Genomic DNA, 15,854 nt, shown 5'->3' on the forward strand with positions numbered 1-15,854 from the left:
AGCGCCAGCCACTCGCGCCGCTCGGCGTCATTCGTCGGTCTCCGTCTCGTCTGTGGCGGGGACGTACTGATCGAACTGCGGGTCCGCAGAGAGCGTGTCCGGAACGAACACGCGCTCGCCGTCGGTGCGGAACTCCCGAATCACCGCCTGTCCGTCGCGGCCGGTGAGAAAGCCAACGTAGAGCATGGCGAGTTCGTACGCCACGTCGTGTCGGGCGGGGTTCGTCGGAATGACGCCGTACTCGTTCAGCAAACTGTTCGGACCGCCACCGAGTGGCCCTTCGACCAACGCGTTCAGGTCGATATCTGCGGCGAAAACGCGGAAGGTACCCCTATCGACGAGCGTGTACGCACCTCTGCGAGAGGCCTGCCTGAGCGTGTCGCCCATGCCGTCGCCGGCGGCTTGGTACCAACGTCCTTCGGGTGAGGCGTCCGCACGGGACCAGAGCTTCTGTTCTCGACGGTGTGTCCCCGAGTCGTCGCCGCGCGAGAGAAACAGCGCTTCGGACGTGGCGATGGCCTCGAACGCCGCAACCGGGTCGTCGATGTCGGCGACGGCCGCCGGGTCGTCCGGCGGGCCGACGATGAGAAAGTCGTTGTGCATCAGCGCGCGGCGGTTCACGCCGTGACCGTCTCGAATGAATTGGTCTTCGGCCGGGCGGGCGTGGGCGATGACAACGTCGGCGTCGCCGTCGCGCGCAGTTCGGAGCGCCGCACCGGTCCCCTGAGAGAGCGTCTTCACCTGAATCCCGAACCGCTCTGTGAACGCTGTGTGCAGCGTATCCAACAGGCCGGTATCGTACGCCGTCGTCGCCGTGGCGAGAGTGAGCGTCGCGTCGAGTCCGGATGTACCGTTCGTCGTCTGCGTCCCCCGTTTTGTCGCCTCCTCGTTCGCTCGTTTGGCCGCACGGTCTGTGCTGCCGACGCATCCCGCGGTGGCGACGCCCGCGACACCGACTGCGCGAAGATACCCTCGCCGTCTCATGTGTCGCTGATCCGGCCGCCGCTGTGAAAGACACTCGGTTACGTTCTCACGAGATAGGAATCAGTTCTGGTTACAACCATTCATGCTGGCCACGACGATGAGCACGTTTCATCACAGCGATGATTCGATTGCGGCCGCCGCGCGCAACGAGAGCGCGCCGATGGTGAGTGTCGGATTCATCGCGCCGCCGGTGGGGAAGACGCTCGATCCGACAATCCACAGGTTCGATAGGTCGTGCGTCCGCATCTCGGCGTCCACGACGCTCGAATCCGGGTCTGTGCCCATCCGCGTCGTCCCCATCTGATGGAACGCGGGACCGGTGTGTTCCGGGCCGACGGTCCAGTCAACGGTCGCACCGAGTTCCTCGAAGACGCGACGCTGAATCTCGTTTGCGCGGCGCAGCGCGGCCTTCGTCTGCGCGTCCAGCGACCACTCCACGTGCGGGACAGGATTCCCGTGGTCGTCGGTGCGTGACTGATCGAGTGTGATACGGTTCTCCGCGCGCGGGAGTTGTTCGACTAGCGCGCCCATGGCGAGGTGGGTACCGTAGGAATCGCGCAACTGAGAGCGCAGTTCGTCGCCCCACGTCTCGGCGTGCATCGCTTCGACGACGGGCGACGGCCCGGCGTAGTTCAGAAACTCCAGTTTGAGGCCGTTCACCGGGTCCGAATCGTCGTAGAACTGGTGGCTCTCGCTGGTGTTGAACCCCACATGGTTCTGTCGCGTCTCCCGTTCGACGCGGCCGCCGACGCCCGCGAACAGGTGATCCATGAAATACCGACCGACCGCACCGCTTGAGTTTGCGAGTCCGTCGGGGTACGCCTCGGACTGTGAGAGAAGGAGCAGGCGGGCGTTCTCGACGCCACCGCAGGCGACGACGAACCGGCGAGCCTCCTGCTCGTGTTCGGTGCCATCCGGTGTCGCGTAGACGGCGCGTTCGATGCGGTCGCCCGAGTCGTCGTGTTCGAGTCGTTGGACGGGCGCGTGGTCGATGACGCGCGCACCCGCTTTCTCGGCCGCGCGGACGTGCGACTCGGCGGTGTACTTCGCACCGGAGGGGCAGACAGGCTTGCACGTCCCGAATCCCTGACACGCCGCGCGGCCGTCGTACGGTTCGGAGTTGCGTGCGTTCGGCACCGAGTGCATGTCGATTCCGAGTCGCTCGCACGCCTCCGCGAAGATGGAATCAGAGTGCGACGGCGGGAATGCGGGGAGCGGAAACGGTTCCTCGCGCGGCGGTGCGTACGGATTGTCGAGTGCGCCCGCCACGCCGAACGCGTCTTCTGCCTCGCGGTAGTGCGGTTTCAGGTCGTCGTACGAGAGCGGCCAGTCCGTGCCGACGCCGTGGCGACTCTGCATCTCGAAGTCGCGTTCGTGGAGGCGCATCACCATCCCCTGCCAGTGGAGCGTGGTTCCGCCGACACCTTTCACGCGCGCGGCGTTCAGCGGGTAGTGACGCCCCGAAGTCGTGTAGTCGTCCCGCGGGCCGCCCATCTCCCACGGATTCCCCATCCCGGGTCGGATGTGTTCTTCCATCTGTTCCAGTCGGCGCGAGAAGTCGAACCGCGGTCCCGCTTCGAGAACGACAACGGCCGCATTCGCAGCAGCGAGTCGGTGAGCAACGAGAGCACCGGCCGGACCGGACCCGACGACACAAACATCGGCACGAGGCGATGGAGTTCTCTCTCGCCCGTCGCCGACCCCTCCATCGGTGGGCGTCTCAGCCATCGCTCTCGTCCTCCTCGGATTCGTTCTCGGGCATCGTTGCGCGTCGATAACTCCCAGTCCCCCCGGGGTGTCCGATGGGATTCTCGATGCCGACGAGTCGGCCGCCCGTCGGTGAGGAGTAGAAGGCGAACAGCAGGTCGTTCACGACGTAGAAGCGAAGCCGCTCGGAGATAGTTCCGTCCGGTTCCGGATCTGCTGTCTCGACGCCGAGACCGCGGAGGATCTCGTCCCGTTCGTCTCTCGGGAGTGCTGCGAACGGGCTGTCCCGCCAGTCGCGGGCGATAGCATCGAGTTCAGCGGCCGTCTCAGTCAGTCCTCTGCGGTACGCCTCGCGCCCCGCAGTCCGGCCGAGAACGTAGCGTTCGACGAAGGTTCGATGCGCCTCGACCTCGGAGGGAAAGATCACCGCCGCCGCGGCGTCCATCACGTCAAGAAGGTCGTCTGACACCGGTGACTCGTCGTCGCTTTCGAGGCCACCACTCTCGCTGTCGTCATTTCTCCCGTCGTCCGCGCGCGGCGGGCCGTACTGCATCCCCACCGCCCCTGCCCCAACGGCCCCAACAGCCGCGAGAGCGGCCACTGCGTCTCGCCGCGTCAGTTTCACGAATTCGGATTAGGGGAACCTAAACTTAGGGGTTGTCCTTCGGCTTCACCACGTCTTCGCGGCGAAACTCACGGCGACAAAGACGGCGGTAGCCGGGAGGACAAAGAGGGAGACATCCACTCCGAACCCAAGATTCCACGCGAGGACGACACCCTGCACGTACGCGAGGAACAGAGCGAGAGCGAACCCGTACGATCCCGAGACACCACCGGTTTCCTTCATCTCGGAGACGGAGCGGAGAAGGACGATGGTCACGATACCGATTGCGGGAAGCAGGAAGAGACCGACGGGTGTCGAGACGAAAGAGTCCGCACCGTCCATCCCGAAGTGGATCGCAAACTGGTCGGGAAGCGACGGGAGGAAGACGAGGCCGACGAGTGCAGTGGCCCCGAGGACAGCGATACCCACGATGTCTGCTCGAGTCAGACGCATACTCGATCCTTCTCCGTCCCGGGGTAAGTGTTCTGTTACGTGAACGAGGTGACAACCGAGACGAAAAACGGCAGCAGTTCACTCAGCCGAGCGCACGTCGTGTTCGAGGACGCCGACACCTTCGACCTCGACCGCTACGTGGTCTCCATCCGAAAGCGGGCCGACGCCTTCTGGCGTTCCCGTCGAGACGACATCCCCGGGTTCGAGCGTCAGGTACGTCGTTATCTCTTCGATGAGATCTGGGACGGAGAACATCATATAGTCACGCGAGGACGACTGCTTCGTCTCGCCGTTGACGCGGAGTTCGACGCTCGCATCGTCCGGCACTTCGTCGGGGGTAGCAAGAACGGGCCCAAGCGGTGCCGAGTTGTCGAACGCCTTCCCGCGCACCCAGTTTTGTTCTTTGTTCTGGTCGTCGCGGTTCGACACGTCGTTCATGCAGGTGAACCCGGCCACGTAGTCCATCGCGTCTTCGGCGGCCACGTTCCGCGCCTGCGTTCCGATGACGACCGCGAGTTCGGCTTCCCAATCGACCCGCTCTTTCCCGGCCGGGAGCGTCACGGTGTCACCGTGGGCGGCGAGCGTGTTCGGCGGTTTGAGAAACAGGAGCGGTCTGTCCGGCACGTCGTTGTCCAACTCGGCCGCGTGGTCAGCGTAGTTGCGACCGATACAGACGATTTTCGTCGGTTCGCACGGCGGGAGGATCTCTACCTCCGCAAGAGAGTACGTCTCGCCGCCGAACGAGACGTGGTCGTCGTGCCACTGTCCGGTTCGGACAGAGCCTGCGGGGTCGCGGAAGCGAACGCGGTGCATGGGCGGTGTGTCAGCCTGTGACGGTTTCGTTCTTTCCTTCGCGGAAAAGTGACCGTCCTGTCTGAATCCTCTTAGATTTAAGCGACCGACGCGAGTAGTACGAGGCGGCTATGACGATGGAACTCACCTGGCACGGCCACTCTACGTGGCACGTCGATGTAGACGGCACAACGTTCCTCATCGACCCGTTCTTCGACAACCCGTTCACGGATCTGTCGCCGTCGGACGTGGAAGACCCCGACTACCTCCTGTTGACGCACGGACACGCCGACCACATCTCAGACGCCGGTGCGTTCACCGATGCGACGGTCGTCGGCGTCCCCGAGATGACGGGATACATGGAGGCGGAAGTCGGCTTCACCGACAGTATCGGCATGAATCTCGGTGGCACCGTCGAGTGCGGTAATGCGTTCGTGACGATGCATCGGGCAGACCACACGAACGGTCTCAACACGGGCTACGAACACGACATCGGGATGCCAGCGGGCTTCATCATCAGCGACAAAAAGCCCACGCAGGAGGCCGACGAGGACGCGACGACGTTCTACCATGCGGGCGACACGGCTTTGATGTCCGAGATGAAGGATGTCATCGCACAGTATCTCGAACCCGACGCGGCCGCCGTCCCGTGCGGCGACCATTTCACGATGGGACCGGTGCAGGCCGCCATCGCCGTCGATTGGTTGAACGTAGACCATGCGTTCCCCATGCACTACGATACGTTCCCGCCGGTGGAGATAGATATCGACGACTTCGAGCGTGAAGTGAACGCAACTGGATCCACCGCAGAAGTCCACGTTCTCGACGGTGACGAGTCGTTCACGCTGGAATAGACGGCTCGATTGACCTCCCCTCCTCCCGCGCCTGAAGACGCGGGAATCAGCAGGCTCACTCTCGATCCGGCTTTTTTCCGTTGTCACCAGTGTATCCGTCGTCGCCAACACAGTGTTACCATCGTCATCACTAACACGGTGTTTCCGTCGTCGTCACCGTTCTCACGGCTTACTCTCGCTGGACCGGTGTGGGGTTTCCGGAGTAAGCAACTTTTAGGGAGACGGCCTCCGACCAACTGAACGCATGAGCGACATCGAAACTTCCACTGTCAGCGAAGAAGGATTCGCATCTACGAGCCAAGTCGGCGACTTCGAACTTACGATCGACGCCACCGACGAACAGGGACCGAACCCGAACGCGGTCCTCGTCGCAGACTACGCCTCCTGCTTCCTCCCCGCCTTCCGCGTCGGTGGGCAGCAGCGCGGTCACGACGATCTCGGCAAGATTCAGATCGACGCCGACGCCGACCTCGACGGTGACGACGACCTGTCGGGAGTTCGCTTCTCCATCCACGTAGAGGCCGACCTCGGCGACGACGAGTTCGACGAAATCGTCGCCCGCGCCGAGGACATCTGCCACGTCCACGCCGCACTCCGCGAGGAACTCCACGCGGAAGTTGACGTTCACGGCGGCGCGTTCTAACGCCGAAACACTCCACGTTCTTTTTACTTGTCAGTTAGTGAGCAACAGCAATCCGAACTGGAGATGTCCCGGGAAATCCGGGACAGGAGTGTCAGCGTCGGTGGTACGCCCGGTAACTCATGGCCTCCCCCTCTACGATGACGACCTCCCGCTCTTCTGTATCGTAGCTCCGGGTTTCTTCAACTTCGTTCCATAAGACGTGCGGTCCACGGTCTTCAACATCTCCGCCGAAGACGTATGGGCTGTTCGGCTGACCTTCCATGTTACAACCTACCGCGCTATTGGGTATAAACCTTTGTCAGACATTCTCATTTATGGGAATTACACGCACAGCTTGCAGCTGTGAGTTCAGTCGTCGGCTGTGGCGACCTCCGTCTCTGTAATCTCCGTTCCGAGGAGTTCGAGGAACTTCGCCAGCCACTCGGGGTGGTCCGGCCACGCCTGCGCGGTGACGAGGTTCTTGTCTACGGTCACTTCATCCACCCACGAACATCCTGCCGCCTCCACCTCAGCCCGAACTGCGGGGTATGCGGTCATTTCGTAGCCGTCGAGGACACCCGCCGCCGCGAGAATCTGCGGGCCGTGGCAGACGGCCGCGACTGGTTTCCCTTCGTCGAAGAAGTGACGGACAGTGTCGAGTACTTCCTCGTACGTGCGCAGGTACTCCGGCGCACGCCCACCGGGAACGACGAGCGCATCGTATTCTGCGGGGTCGATCTCATCGAATGTGGCGTTTACCTCGAAGTCGTGCCCGCGTTCCTCAAGATACGTCTGGTCACCGCGGAAGTCGTGGATGGCTGTCTTCACCGTCTCTCCTGCCGATTTATCGGGACAAACGGCGTCTACCTCGTGCCCGACCATCTGGAGCGCTTGGAACGGCACCATCGTCTCGTAATCCTCTCCGAAGTCGCCGACGATCATCAGTATCTTCTTGCCCATTGGTGTCACCCATCAAAAACTGGGCCGGGAGACACCTTAACGATTTGTACGGTTACACGGTCTGCTCGGTCAACACTTTGCTCACGTCGCCCAACGAGTCGAGAACGTAGTCCGGTGTTATTGACGACGCGGCGAGCGTCTCTTCGTCGGTGACGCCGGTTTTGACGAGTGCCGTCGTCATCCCCGCACGTTCTCCGAGCGCGATGTCGGTGTCGAGTCTGTCGCCGACGACGAGAACGGACTCGGCGGGGACGCCGAGATGCTCCAGTGCCATGTCGCGGGCGGTGTCTGACGGTTTGCCCAGAACCACATCAGGGTCGCGCTCGGCAACGCCCGCGATAGCGTTGATAATCGCGCCGGAGCCCGGAACATCGCGTTCGGCGGCCGGGATGACAGTGTCGGGGTCGGTTCCGATGAACGCCACACCGTCATCCGAAAGCGTCCACAGGGCCTCACAGAGCGAATCGTAGTCAAACTCCTCGTCCACAGAGGCGACGAGTGTATCCGGCGAGTCGTCGGCTTCGACAACGGACAGCCCCGCGTCGGTGAGGATATCGACCAATCCCGACTCGCCGACGACGAACAGGTCGTCGTCGGGGCGTTCTTCGCGGAGATATCGAGCGGTAACTGTCCCGGCGGTAATCACCTCCGACGCCGCCATCTCGAATCCGGCACGAGCGAACCGTTCGACGTACGCTGCGGGACGCTTCGTTGGGTTATTTGAGACGAACACGCGTTCGAGTCCGGCCGCATCGATGGCGTCTAATCCGTCACCTGATCCCGGTATCGGTTCGTCGCCACGCACTACGGTTCCATCCACGTCGAGGATGACGCCTCGGTAAGTCATCGGTTCGGAGTACGGTCAGCCCAGTGTTGAAACGCTCGGCGCTCGGGGGACATATCTATGGTCATTGCTACCAATGTTCATATATGGTCGTTTTCCTCACCCGGTCTGATCAGTCCGAATCGGATGGGTTCCACCCCAAAACGGCACGAAACCACTATGTGTTCGGCATCATCGGACTCGGAATCACGATTCTCTCCGTCTTTCTCACGTACTCGCTTCTCGTCGGGATTGTGAGCCTTGTTCCACTCCTCTCAACGACGGCCATCGCTTTCGTCGGCGTCGTGACGTGGGTCGTGGTGTGGCTACTGCTCGACCTCGCCTACGAACACTACGTCCGCCAGCGGTCCACGAGTAGCGAGACGTATCCCGAATGACGGACAGCCTCGCGTATCCGATGGGCAGACAACATCGAGCTGTGGACACCGACCGGGTATGGTACATGCCACAGATAGCGGCGCTCAAACGTGGAACCAAAGGAACGATATGCTCGAATCCCGTCGTGTCGGGTGTGACGAACACGCAGCTCTCGCTCATTCAGATAGACAACTACGGCCCGTGGACGGTGACACCGGAGCCACGCCGGGAGATGGACCTTCAAACGCTCCAGTCTCGACTGTTCGCGGACCTCGCGCAGTTCGTCGGCAGCCGTGACGGCTACGTCTTTTTCACCCGCTTCGACAACATGGTCGCTGTCACGAACGGCCTCGACGAAGCGGACCACGAACTGCTCCAAGAGTCTATTGCGAACCGGTATCCGGTGACGATTAGCCTCGGCATCGGTGTGGATTCCTCGCCCATCGAAGCTCTCGAAGCGGGGACTGCGGGCCTCCAGCACGCTGGAAGCGCTCAGGACGGCGACCGCCGTGAGGTACTCGCTGGCGACGCACTTCCTGTGTCTGATCGAACTGACGAAGACCTACAGATCGCTCACTTCGACGTAAACGACGCGACGGGCAAGTACACCGACCGACTCAACGAGTTCGACTCGTTCATCCACATCGAGCAGGGGTACGCGACGCTGATGCGCTATCTCCGCGAGGAGTACGGCGGGCTGTCCTTCTTCGTCGGTGGCGACAACATCATCTCCGTCTGCCCGAACATGGGCGAAGCGGGGTACCGAGACGCGATTCGCCACGTCGAACAGGAGGCGGGCGTGGAACTCAAAGTCGGCGTCGGGACCGGACGAACTGCACACGAAGCCGGATTCGCGGCCAAACACGCCCTCGAAGTGTGCCGCGAACACGGCACCGATGTCGAGTTCGACCGCGTCTACGCTGAAGTCGCCAACGACTGAATGCGGTCGGACGGTCCAACTGTCCGCTAAACCGAATATTCTCATTACTCTTGATTTCGGCGTATCAGGCCTTGAGACGCAATAATAACCATTATGGCCGTCCGGAAATGGTATTCAGTTGAACGGCTATTCCATCCGTGAACTCGCGGCGTTGTTCGCGGGCGGAGCCTGCAGGTGGGTATATAAAAGATGGGACGGACTACGTCAGCAACGACAAAACGTTGCACAGATATTGTATCGAACCCGGAACGAATGACGGTCGAAATCGTCTCCCTTGTCACGGATGTAAAAGGGTGTCAACCGATGGACCTCGAACCGCTCTCGAACGTTACGGATCCGGATGCACTGGAAAACTTGATTCGAGAAACGGCGGCAGGCGAGTTCGAGATCGGATTTGACTACGAAGGCGGACGGCTCTCAATTTCGTCGGATGGAACTATCGAGTTCGACCTGTCTGTGGACCGCTCGACCTAACGTTTCGTCCTGACTGATTCTGTTCGGACGTTCACAAAGGATATCGAACGCTGAACGCACAGTTTGCGGAGTGCGCTGCGACCGAGCAGTTTCTTCGTCCCTGCGCTATTGGGACGGTGATCTACGGCTCATAATGGCTGACGTGCTCCGGTTTGATCGAGATCATTACGCGTTCGGTCTGGATGGGGTTGGGATACTCGTCTTTCCCCATATACCGCTTTGACATCTCGTCGATCTGCTCGCGTGCGCCTTCTGTGGTCATCTCGTCAACCTCTCCCTGAACTGAAAGCATCCGGTAGGGATTGTCCGGATCTGTCATACTGATGGCGACTCGCGGGTCGTTTCGGATGTTTTTCTCTTTTCGGCGGCCGCGTTCGGTGTTCACTAACAGCCGGTCCGCGTCGACGTCGTAATCGATCCACACTGGCGTCACGTGTGGGCTTCCATCCGGCAACAGCGTCGATAGATGCGCAAATGTCTGTTTCTCGAACAAATCTTGGAAGTCTGCCGGGATTGATGCCATAGTGAATATAGGTGTGAAAGCTACTAATACGCACTTACAGCATTCTGGTAACTACATTCGGGGTTGGATTCGTGGGAGGATCTATTTCGTTCGCAGAGTATTATTTTCTCGACGGTTTGGTGCCCATCTTCTCTGTTTACTCGATCCGAACACACGCGACGCGGTACTTGTCAGTCGTAGTTTCGGAGTCGTATAAGGCGGAGAGGTTGTGAATTACGGTCGGAGCAAGCTCCTCTCTAGCTCAACTCCTCCTTGTGAACGTCATACTGAACTCACGCGGTACGCGAGCGACAGAGCGCGGACGCTTTCGGAGTTGGTGCATCGTGAGTCTGCTCGACCGACTTCATGAGGAGTACGAGTCCGATGGTTCGCTCGTCCTGTTCCGCTGTACCGAGTGTGGACAGACAGCGATGAGTCTCGGTTCACTTCACGCGCACTGCGAGCAGCACCGCGGCTACACGCGCTTTGGTTTCCAGATACCGTTCACGAGAACCTCACCAGCGAACTTTGATCAGCTCATGGAGTTAACGGAGGTACTGCGAGTTGAGGAGACGTCCACGATTTCGCTCGCGGACGTGGAGGGGTTGCAGAATACCAAACCGTACGTTTCATTCGCGGGCTGATCAGGCTCCATTTTCAACGACTATATCAACCCTCAATATAGATACGACAAATAGATATTATTCCATATTCACTAACCAATGTTAATTGATTTCATTTCGGTATTTATTTATCCTGACATTTAGTCATCTAGTTGGTACTCTGATATATGAGTGATCTAACGAGAAGAAATGTGCTGAGTATTATGGGAACAACCGGACTCCTGACGATGGGCACTGGAATCGGTGCTGCGAAGCCCGACACCTATCCTACCGTTGACGATCTCGGTCCCTTCGAAGACATGACGGTCGATCAAATGGCTGCTGGTGCTGCGAAACATCCTAATCAGGACCGTATCGCTATCGTCACCGCAGCGTTTGGTGACGGCATTCAGCTCTACATCGCAGACGGCACTCGAAATCTCAGTGACACGCCCGAGACAGTCTACCAGATCACCCAGGACGCTGTGGCTGGCGTGTACGAGCCAGAGTGGAAAGACGGGAATCGGCTCGAATACGTCATGGACTTCACGCGATACACGCGGAAGATAACCCCATCGTACGTTGTTCTGGATCACAAAACTGTGACGGAGAATGTCCTTGACGAAGAGGAGGGGGATGACTAATGGCGTCTCTCCCATTCCCCGTTCCGAGTGGATTCCCTTTCGACCTGTGTACACCAACCCCCAATGGAACACAACTGTGCGTTCAGACCGGCAGTATTCAAGAGAACATTGGCGAACCGCGAGACTGTAACGATGGTCAGACTCCCCCACTTGTCTCAGTCGATCTAACCTACCAGGAGAAGACTATCTCACTCGGTGACGCTGAGGTACTCGTCGAGAATTCCATATGGATCGGTATCGAAGAGGACCTGAATGCAGTGTGGGTGGGTGAACCGAAGAGTGGCTCCTGCTACCGCCATAACTTGAATAATATTGATCCTACCGCTGCTCTCGATACTGTACTTAAGAAGGCGGGGGATGCAGCAGACGCCAGTGTCAGAGACCTTGGTATGAACCCCAACAGCGGCCCTGGCCAAGTCTTGGCACTAATCATCATGGTGGTTCTATTCCTCATAGCTGACGGGGCCCCAGATCCGGTTTGAGATCTGGAGCATAGGCTTTAGATATATTCACAGCTATTTTACATTCAATGGCACTGCTTCGAAATCTCAAGCCAAAAGAAATTGGTGGGTTGATTCTCGCATTGTTCGGACTGTTACTTTTGCTCTTGGGATCGAACTCACTACTGATGCAAAGTACACTGGTGTTTCTAGGGTTGGTAGGCTTCGCATCGCTACTGGACTTGCCGTTTCCTCGGCACCATCTTCTTGCCCCTCTGTCACTGGGGGCAGTGGCTTTCGCTATCGTCTCATACCTTCAAGTGGGACTTACTGTGGGGGGAACGGCAATCGCTATCCTTGGGATCGCCATTGCATTCATGTATGGACGGAGACAGGAGTTCCTATGACATCGTATCCAGATACTGGATCACGATGGTGGTACGGTGTTGCGCTCCAGTTGGTAGTCGTAGGAGCGGTCTGGATTGCGTGGGGGACGGTTTGGTTGCTCGGTGTCGAAAGTGCCGGTACCCCTCCGTCGCTCCTGCCTGCTAACGACGCTGTTGAGATTCCATTTCTCCTAGCGAGTGTCTCCACGGTGTTGTTGATCTTTGCACACTACGTCTTGACACCTGTCTTCAGTATGGGCTTGTATCTCGACAGCAAGCACGTATCTGCGAACAATGGTGGCAGGTCCCTATTTCGATGGATGTACGCGGCGGTGAGCGTGATACATTTGCTCTCGTTGCTCCTGCCGGTGATCCAATTCGTGACGCTTCCCGCAGGCGGAGTGTACTTAATTAACAGACACAAATGAGAAACCACAATCAAATGGACATCTCCCTTTTGTACTCCGGGAGCCGACTCCCAAGCTGTGTGCCGCCCCGACAGTACGTTACCAATCGCGGCACCTCACTGTTCTCAGAATAACTCGGAGGAACTTCCGAGAAGAGCCTACTTCCGGTGGCTATAGCGAAACCTCTCTCATCGACCTGATGATGCTCTCTTCTGACGGTGCTGCGAGGTAGGGCTCGATTGCGTCGTAACTGCTCCAACCGCCGCGGGCCATCACGATCCGTGGTGAAATTCTCCCCTCGACGAGCAGGTGGTGCGCCCAGCAGCGGCAGAGATCGTGACTGGAGATGCGCCGGTAGCCCTGATCGCCTGTATAGTCTGCGGCGGCATCGGCAGCGCGGTCAACCTACGTCTGGACGGTCCGCTTCGAGCGTTGGGCGATAGAGTCAGTCGGTCCGATCTCGTTGTCGGTGTTCTGGACGTAGCGGTTGATCTGCGCCTCGAGGTTGATCGGGTGCCAGGTGTCACGCTGCTTCCCCCGCTCTGACTGGTCGTGTCTTTTCCCGCGGTGACTTCGAGTTTGTAGTGACGGCTGTCGGTTCGTCGAGAGATGTCGTTGGGTGTAGGTGTAACGTCGACAACTTCGGCGTCGCAGTGTTCGGCTTCCGAGTCCGGAACGTACCGGAGGCCGTCAACAAGCTGGTGAACGGCGGATTCAGCGGCGTTACCCCCGCGCTTGGACGGCGCGAGGCTCACGCGCAGCACCTCTGCTGGCGGGGCGGTAACGTGAGATAAGCGTAGAGGTGTCCCTATATATAGGGTGCCGAAGGAATTAAATTCGGAGTGAGGTCGGAGGGATTTGAACCACGGTCGGAGCAAGCTCCTCTCTAGCTCAACTCCTCCTTGTGAACGTCATACTGAACTCACGCTGTACGCGAGCGACAGAGCGCTCGCTCGTTGGTGAGTTCAGAGTAGAAGTGGGGTCGGAGGGATTTGAACCCCCGATCGACTGATATCTCCGGTGTGCGCCTCGGAACTCCAGAGGGTCGTCAACACGACCGATGATCAGTCAGTCGCTCAGTATATCAGTCTGGAGTTTCGTCCCGGGCGCGTTGCCTCTGGAGTCAGTCGCCATGCCGGGCTTGGCCACGACCCCGCTCTGCATCTCTTCGTATGGCGATTCGGCATAAAGGAATTTCGATTGGGAGTCGTCAGTCGCGGTCGGTCTCGGCCCACTCGCAGTCCTGGCATTTGTAGGCCGTGACGAACTCCGTGACGCTCGGCATGTAGCCCACCGAGATGACGTTGCCGTCGCACTCCGGGCAGTCCCGGTCTGCATCCTCGATAGACTCGGCTTCGAGCGGTTTCTCGCCTTCGACGAGTTCAGCCAGTCGTTTGGGCGTCACCATCCGTCCTTCGACGACGCGGTTACTCATACGTCCGTGAATGGCAGGGATCGTGGTAAGTCCTCCGCGTCACGCGTCGGAGGCTGAAGTCAGTAAGAGAGAAACGAACGTCGGGTTAGAGCCACGGCGCACGCGAGTCCTTCTCGGCGGGGTAGCCGTAGCCCGCATCCCCGGATTCGTCGTCCGGTTGGCTCTGGTTTTGGTTCTGACGCTGGCTCTGGTTCCCATCGTCCGACACGGATGCTGACCCGTCGCGGTTGCCGCCGTCAGCGACGGCTGCTGGTGCGGACGCGTCGTCCGATTCCTGTTCGTACGTATCCGGATCGTCCGATTCGTGCGAATCTTCCGATTCGATGCCGTTCGTGTCCGCATCCAGTTCGGCGTCTTCGGCCGGATCGTCCGCGGCGGGATCGTAGGCGAACAACGCCGTCACGCCGAGGACGCCCAGCGCGATGGGCCGGTCGGTGGGGAGGACGCCCAACACGTCGATGGCGAGCATGCCGAGTGCGACGGAGCTGCCGAAGCGGAACAGGTTGATATCAACCACACCACGGAGACGCGGGCCGAGCATGGCGACGACGAGGGCGAATCCGACGCCCGTCCCGGCCGCCGCGACAGCGTGCAGGATGATCGTCGGATCGGGGTTCGTTTTCAACTGCGCGTTCGCGGGGTTGAAACTGGCGACCAGCCCGAGGGCGATGATGATGCTCGGGGAGGGAAGCTTCTCGCCCACTTCGGAAGACGCCGTCTTCGCCGCGACGGCCAAGATGACCAGTCCGGCGAAGCGGTGGAACGTATGGAAGTCCAGCAGCGTCTTGATCGTTGGTGCGAACGCCGCCTCTAACCCGGCGATGGGGAGCAAAACCACACCGAGGATGAGGACTGACGTCATCTGCTCGCGACGCGTCCCTTCCATCTCTGCGAGGATGACCGCAACGGTCGCGGATCCGCCGAAGATGAGCAGTCCGGTCTGGATGATATCGACTGGGGTGCTCAGCGCCCCGGCGATGACGAGTGCGGGGAAGATACCGTCTACGAGCGGCAGCGCCATGACCGTGGCGAGGAGGCGCGTTGCCCCACCTACCTGTTGCTCTAAGCGAAGCGCGACTGGGTGTTGAGAGACGCTCATTCCGTGTTAGCGGCCGTCACCTTCGGCCAAACGGCGATACGGACGCAAACCACGCTCGTCGGTGGATCGTCCGAGTACTCCAAGCATCGGAAGATTCGGGAGATTCGGAAGATTCCGTTTCCCAAATTTAAGTGTTCGCCACATCGCTGTAATCATAAAGAGATTGCCGGAGTCGAAGGTCGTCTGACCGGCGATACGCGATGCAGCGGGACACTCGGAGTCCATACTCGTACAAAACCATACGGAACTATTAAAATTTGTGTGAGAAGTGGCGGCATGGGACTAGATACCTTTCGGGGTGGTTTTTAAATGAGCCTATGATGCCTCGGATTTGGAGCAGAGAATTCAAGAATTGTTCGCTGAGTGCCCGTTAATCGAGTGAAAATTGCACGAAGATTCAGTATTAGATTTTGCGAGGAGACTCACTTCCACGGATTCGAGACTAACTCGGCTTGGACCCCCGGCCCGATTTCGATCCGGCAATCGGTCCGTGGGCGAGCGATACAGCACAAGACGTAGCCCGATTCGATATGTCGGGTCTTCAGCGCACGCGGTGGGCGGTCGTAGCTGATGTTCCCATCGATCAGTCGGCCGACGCAGGTCGCACATGCGCCCGTTCGACATCCGAACGGGAGGCTGATATCTGCCGATTCGGCAGCTTCGAGGATTGTCTCGTCCTCGCTTGCTCGTGTCGTCTCTTCGCGGCCGCTCCGCCGCGTGAGCGTGAGAGTGTGACGGGAGGCCATCG

General features: G+C 59.6%; 20 protein-coding genes, 1 tRNA gene and 1 pseudogene. 8 read left to right on the forward strand and 14 right to left on the reverse strand.

The genetic code is table 11. From position 1 onward, the window contains the following. Positions 1–27 precede the first annotated feature (27 nt). From HBOR_RS09305 to HBOR_RS09325, 5 genes are all read right to left on the reverse strand, one after another. A complete protein-coding gene (locus HBOR_RS09305) occupies positions 28–984 on the reverse strand; it encodes a substrate-binding domain-containing protein (protein WP_006057046.1) in 957 nt (318 codons plus the stop codon). A gap of 111 nt (positions 985–1,095) precedes the next feature. Next, positions 1,096–2,712 (reverse strand): GMC family oxidoreductase, encoded by a 1,617-nt coding sequence (locus HBOR_RS09310; protein ID WP_006057045.1) that lies wholly within the window; start codon positions 2,710–2,712, stop codon positions 1,096–1,098. Beyond that, a complete protein-coding gene (locus tag HBOR_RS09315; RefSeq protein WP_013440612.1) occupies positions 2,705–3,316 on the reverse strand; it encodes a gluconate 2-dehydrogenase subunit 3 family protein in 612 nt (203 codons plus the stop codon). Before HBOR_RS09315 ends, HBOR_RS09310 begins: the two co-directional genes overlap by 8 nt. Positions 3,317–3,361: 45 nt before the next feature. Further along, positions 3,362–3,748 carry a DUF1648 domain-containing protein gene (locus tag HBOR_RS09320; protein WP_006057043.1) on the reverse strand — a complete coding sequence of 129 codons (387 nt, stop codon included), beginning with the start codon at positions 3,746–3,748 and terminating at the stop codon, positions 3,362–3,364. A gap of 78 nt (positions 3,749–3,826) precedes the next feature. Continuing rightward, the gene (locus HBOR_RS09325) at positions 3,827–4,561 is read right to left on the reverse strand and encodes a fumarylacetoacetate hydrolase family protein (RefSeq protein ID WP_006057042.1); all 735 of its coding nucleotides are present in this window, start codon (positions 4,559–4,561) and stop codon (positions 3,827–3,829) included. A gap of 116 nt (positions 4,562–4,677) precedes the next feature. On the opposite strand from HBOR_RS09325, the gene HBOR_RS09330 reads away from it, so the two are divergent. Both HBOR_RS09330 and HBOR_RS09335 read left to right on the forward strand, forming a co-directional pair. Further along, positions 4,678–5,394 (forward strand): metal-dependent hydrolase, encoded by a 717-nt coding sequence (locus tag HBOR_RS09330; protein ID WP_006057041.1) that lies wholly within the window; start codon positions 4,678–4,680, stop codon positions 5,392–5,394. 244 nt (positions 5,395–5,638) lie between these two features. Then, positions 5,639–6,037, forward strand: a complete 399-nt coding sequence (locus HBOR_RS09335) for an OsmC family protein (RefSeq protein ID WP_006057040.1) — start codon at positions 5,639–5,641, stop codon at positions 6,035–6,037. A gap of 91 nt (positions 6,038–6,128) precedes the next feature. Here HBOR_RS09335 and HBOR_RS20005 read toward each other — a convergent pair whose 3' ends face one another. From HBOR_RS20005 to HBOR_RS09345, 3 genes are all read right to left on the reverse strand, one after another. Then, complete coding sequence (locus tag HBOR_RS20005) at positions 6,129–6,299, reverse strand: hypothetical protein (protein WP_006057039.1); 171 nt, start codon at positions 6,297–6,299, stop codon at positions 6,129–6,131. Positions 6,300–6,385: 86 nt separating this feature from the next. Further along, complete coding sequence (locus HBOR_RS09340) at positions 6,386–6,976, reverse strand: DJ-1/PfpI family protein (protein ID WP_006057038.1); 591 nt, start codon at positions 6,974–6,976, stop codon at positions 6,386–6,388. 52 nt (positions 6,977–7,028) lie between these two features. After that, on the reverse strand, positions 7,029–7,823 hold the full coding sequence (locus HBOR_RS09345) for an HAD-IIA family hydrolase (RefSeq protein ID WP_006057037.1): 795 nt from the start codon (positions 7,821–7,823) through the stop codon (positions 7,029–7,031). 83 nt (positions 7,824–7,906) lie between these two features. Between HBOR_RS09345 and HBOR_RS09350 the strand changes: the two genes are divergently transcribed. From HBOR_RS09350 to HBOR_RS09360, 3 genes are all read left to right on the forward strand, one after another. After that, positions 7,907–8,197, forward strand: a complete 291-nt coding sequence (locus HBOR_RS09350; RefSeq protein WP_006057036.1) for a hypothetical protein — start codon at positions 7,907–7,909, stop codon at positions 8,195–8,197. A 134-nt stretch (positions 8,198–8,331) separates the two neighbouring features. After that, positions 8,332–9,117, forward strand: coding sequence for a GTP cyclohydrolase III (locus HBOR_RS09355; RefSeq protein WP_013440614.1), 786 nt, complete (start codon positions 8,332–8,334; stop codon positions 9,115–9,117). 252 nt (positions 9,118–9,369) lie between these two features. Further along, a complete protein-coding gene (locus HBOR_RS09360; RefSeq protein ID WP_006057034.1) occupies positions 9,370–9,591 on the forward strand; it encodes a HalOD1 output domain-containing protein in 222 nt (73 codons plus the stop codon). Between the two features lie 121 nt (positions 9,592–9,712). Here HBOR_RS09360 and HBOR_RS09365 read toward each other — a convergent pair whose 3' ends face one another. After that, on the reverse strand, positions 9,713–10,114 hold the full coding sequence (locus HBOR_RS09365) for a PPOX class F420-dependent oxidoreductase (protein ID WP_006057033.1): 402 nt from the start codon (positions 10,112–10,114) through the stop codon (positions 9,713–9,715). A 323-nt stretch (positions 10,115–10,437) separates the two neighbouring features. On the opposite strand from HBOR_RS09365, the gene HBOR_RS09370 reads away from it, so the two are divergent. The 3 genes from HBOR_RS09370 (at position 10,438) to HBOR_RS09380 (ending at position 11,821) form a co-directional block, all read left to right on the forward strand. After that, the gene (locus HBOR_RS09370) at positions 10,438–10,737 is read left to right on the forward strand and encodes a hypothetical protein (protein ID WP_013440616.1); all 300 of its coding nucleotides are present in this window, start codon (positions 10,438–10,440) and stop codon (positions 10,735–10,737) included. A gap of 182 nt (positions 10,738–10,919) precedes the next feature. Further along, positions 10,920–11,339 (forward strand): hypothetical protein, encoded by a 420-nt coding sequence (locus tag HBOR_RS09375; RefSeq protein ID WP_006057031.1) that lies wholly within the window; start codon positions 10,920–10,922, stop codon positions 11,337–11,339. Further along, entirely contained in the window at positions 11,339–11,821 is a 483-nt protein-coding gene (locus HBOR_RS09380) for a hypothetical protein (protein ID WP_006057030.1), read from the forward strand. The genes HBOR_RS09375 and HBOR_RS09380 overlap by 1 nt, the downstream gene beginning before the upstream one ends. Before the next feature lie 922 nt (positions 11,822–12,743). Here the strand turns inward: HBOR_RS09380 and HBOR_RS20285 are convergent. From HBOR_RS20285 to HBOR_RS09420, 5 genes and pseudogenes are all read right to left on the reverse strand, one after another. Then, positions 12,744–13,336: pseudogene (locus HBOR_RS20285) on the reverse strand (site-specific integrase). Positions 13,337–13,549: 213 nt separating this feature from the next. Further along, positions 13,550–13,727, reverse strand: a tRNA-Trp gene (locus tag HBOR_RS09400). Positions 13,728–13,782: 55 nt separating this feature from the next. Further along, positions 13,783–14,007 (reverse strand): DUF5795 family protein, encoded by a 225-nt coding sequence (locus HBOR_RS09405; protein ID WP_006057027.1) that lies wholly within the window; start codon positions 14,005–14,007, stop codon positions 13,783–13,785. An 85-nt stretch (positions 14,008–14,092) separates the two neighbouring features. Then, positions 14,093–15,106: a DUF5794 domain-containing protein gene (locus tag HBOR_RS09410; RefSeq protein WP_006057026.1), complete on the reverse strand. Its 1,014-nt coding sequence runs from the start codon at positions 15,104–15,106 to the stop codon at positions 14,093–14,095. Positions 15,107–15,528: 422 nt separating this feature from the next. Next, entirely contained in the window at positions 15,529–15,852 is a 324-nt protein-coding gene (locus HBOR_RS09420) for a 2Fe-2S iron-sulfur cluster-binding protein (RefSeq protein WP_006057025.1), read from the reverse strand. Positions 15,853–15,854: the final 2 nt, after the last annotated feature.

Source organism: Halogeometricum borinquense DSM 11551 (assembly GCF_000172995.2).
Lineage (GTDB): Archaea > Halobacteriota > Halobacteria > Halobacteriales > Haloferacaceae > Halogeometricum > Halogeometricum borinquense.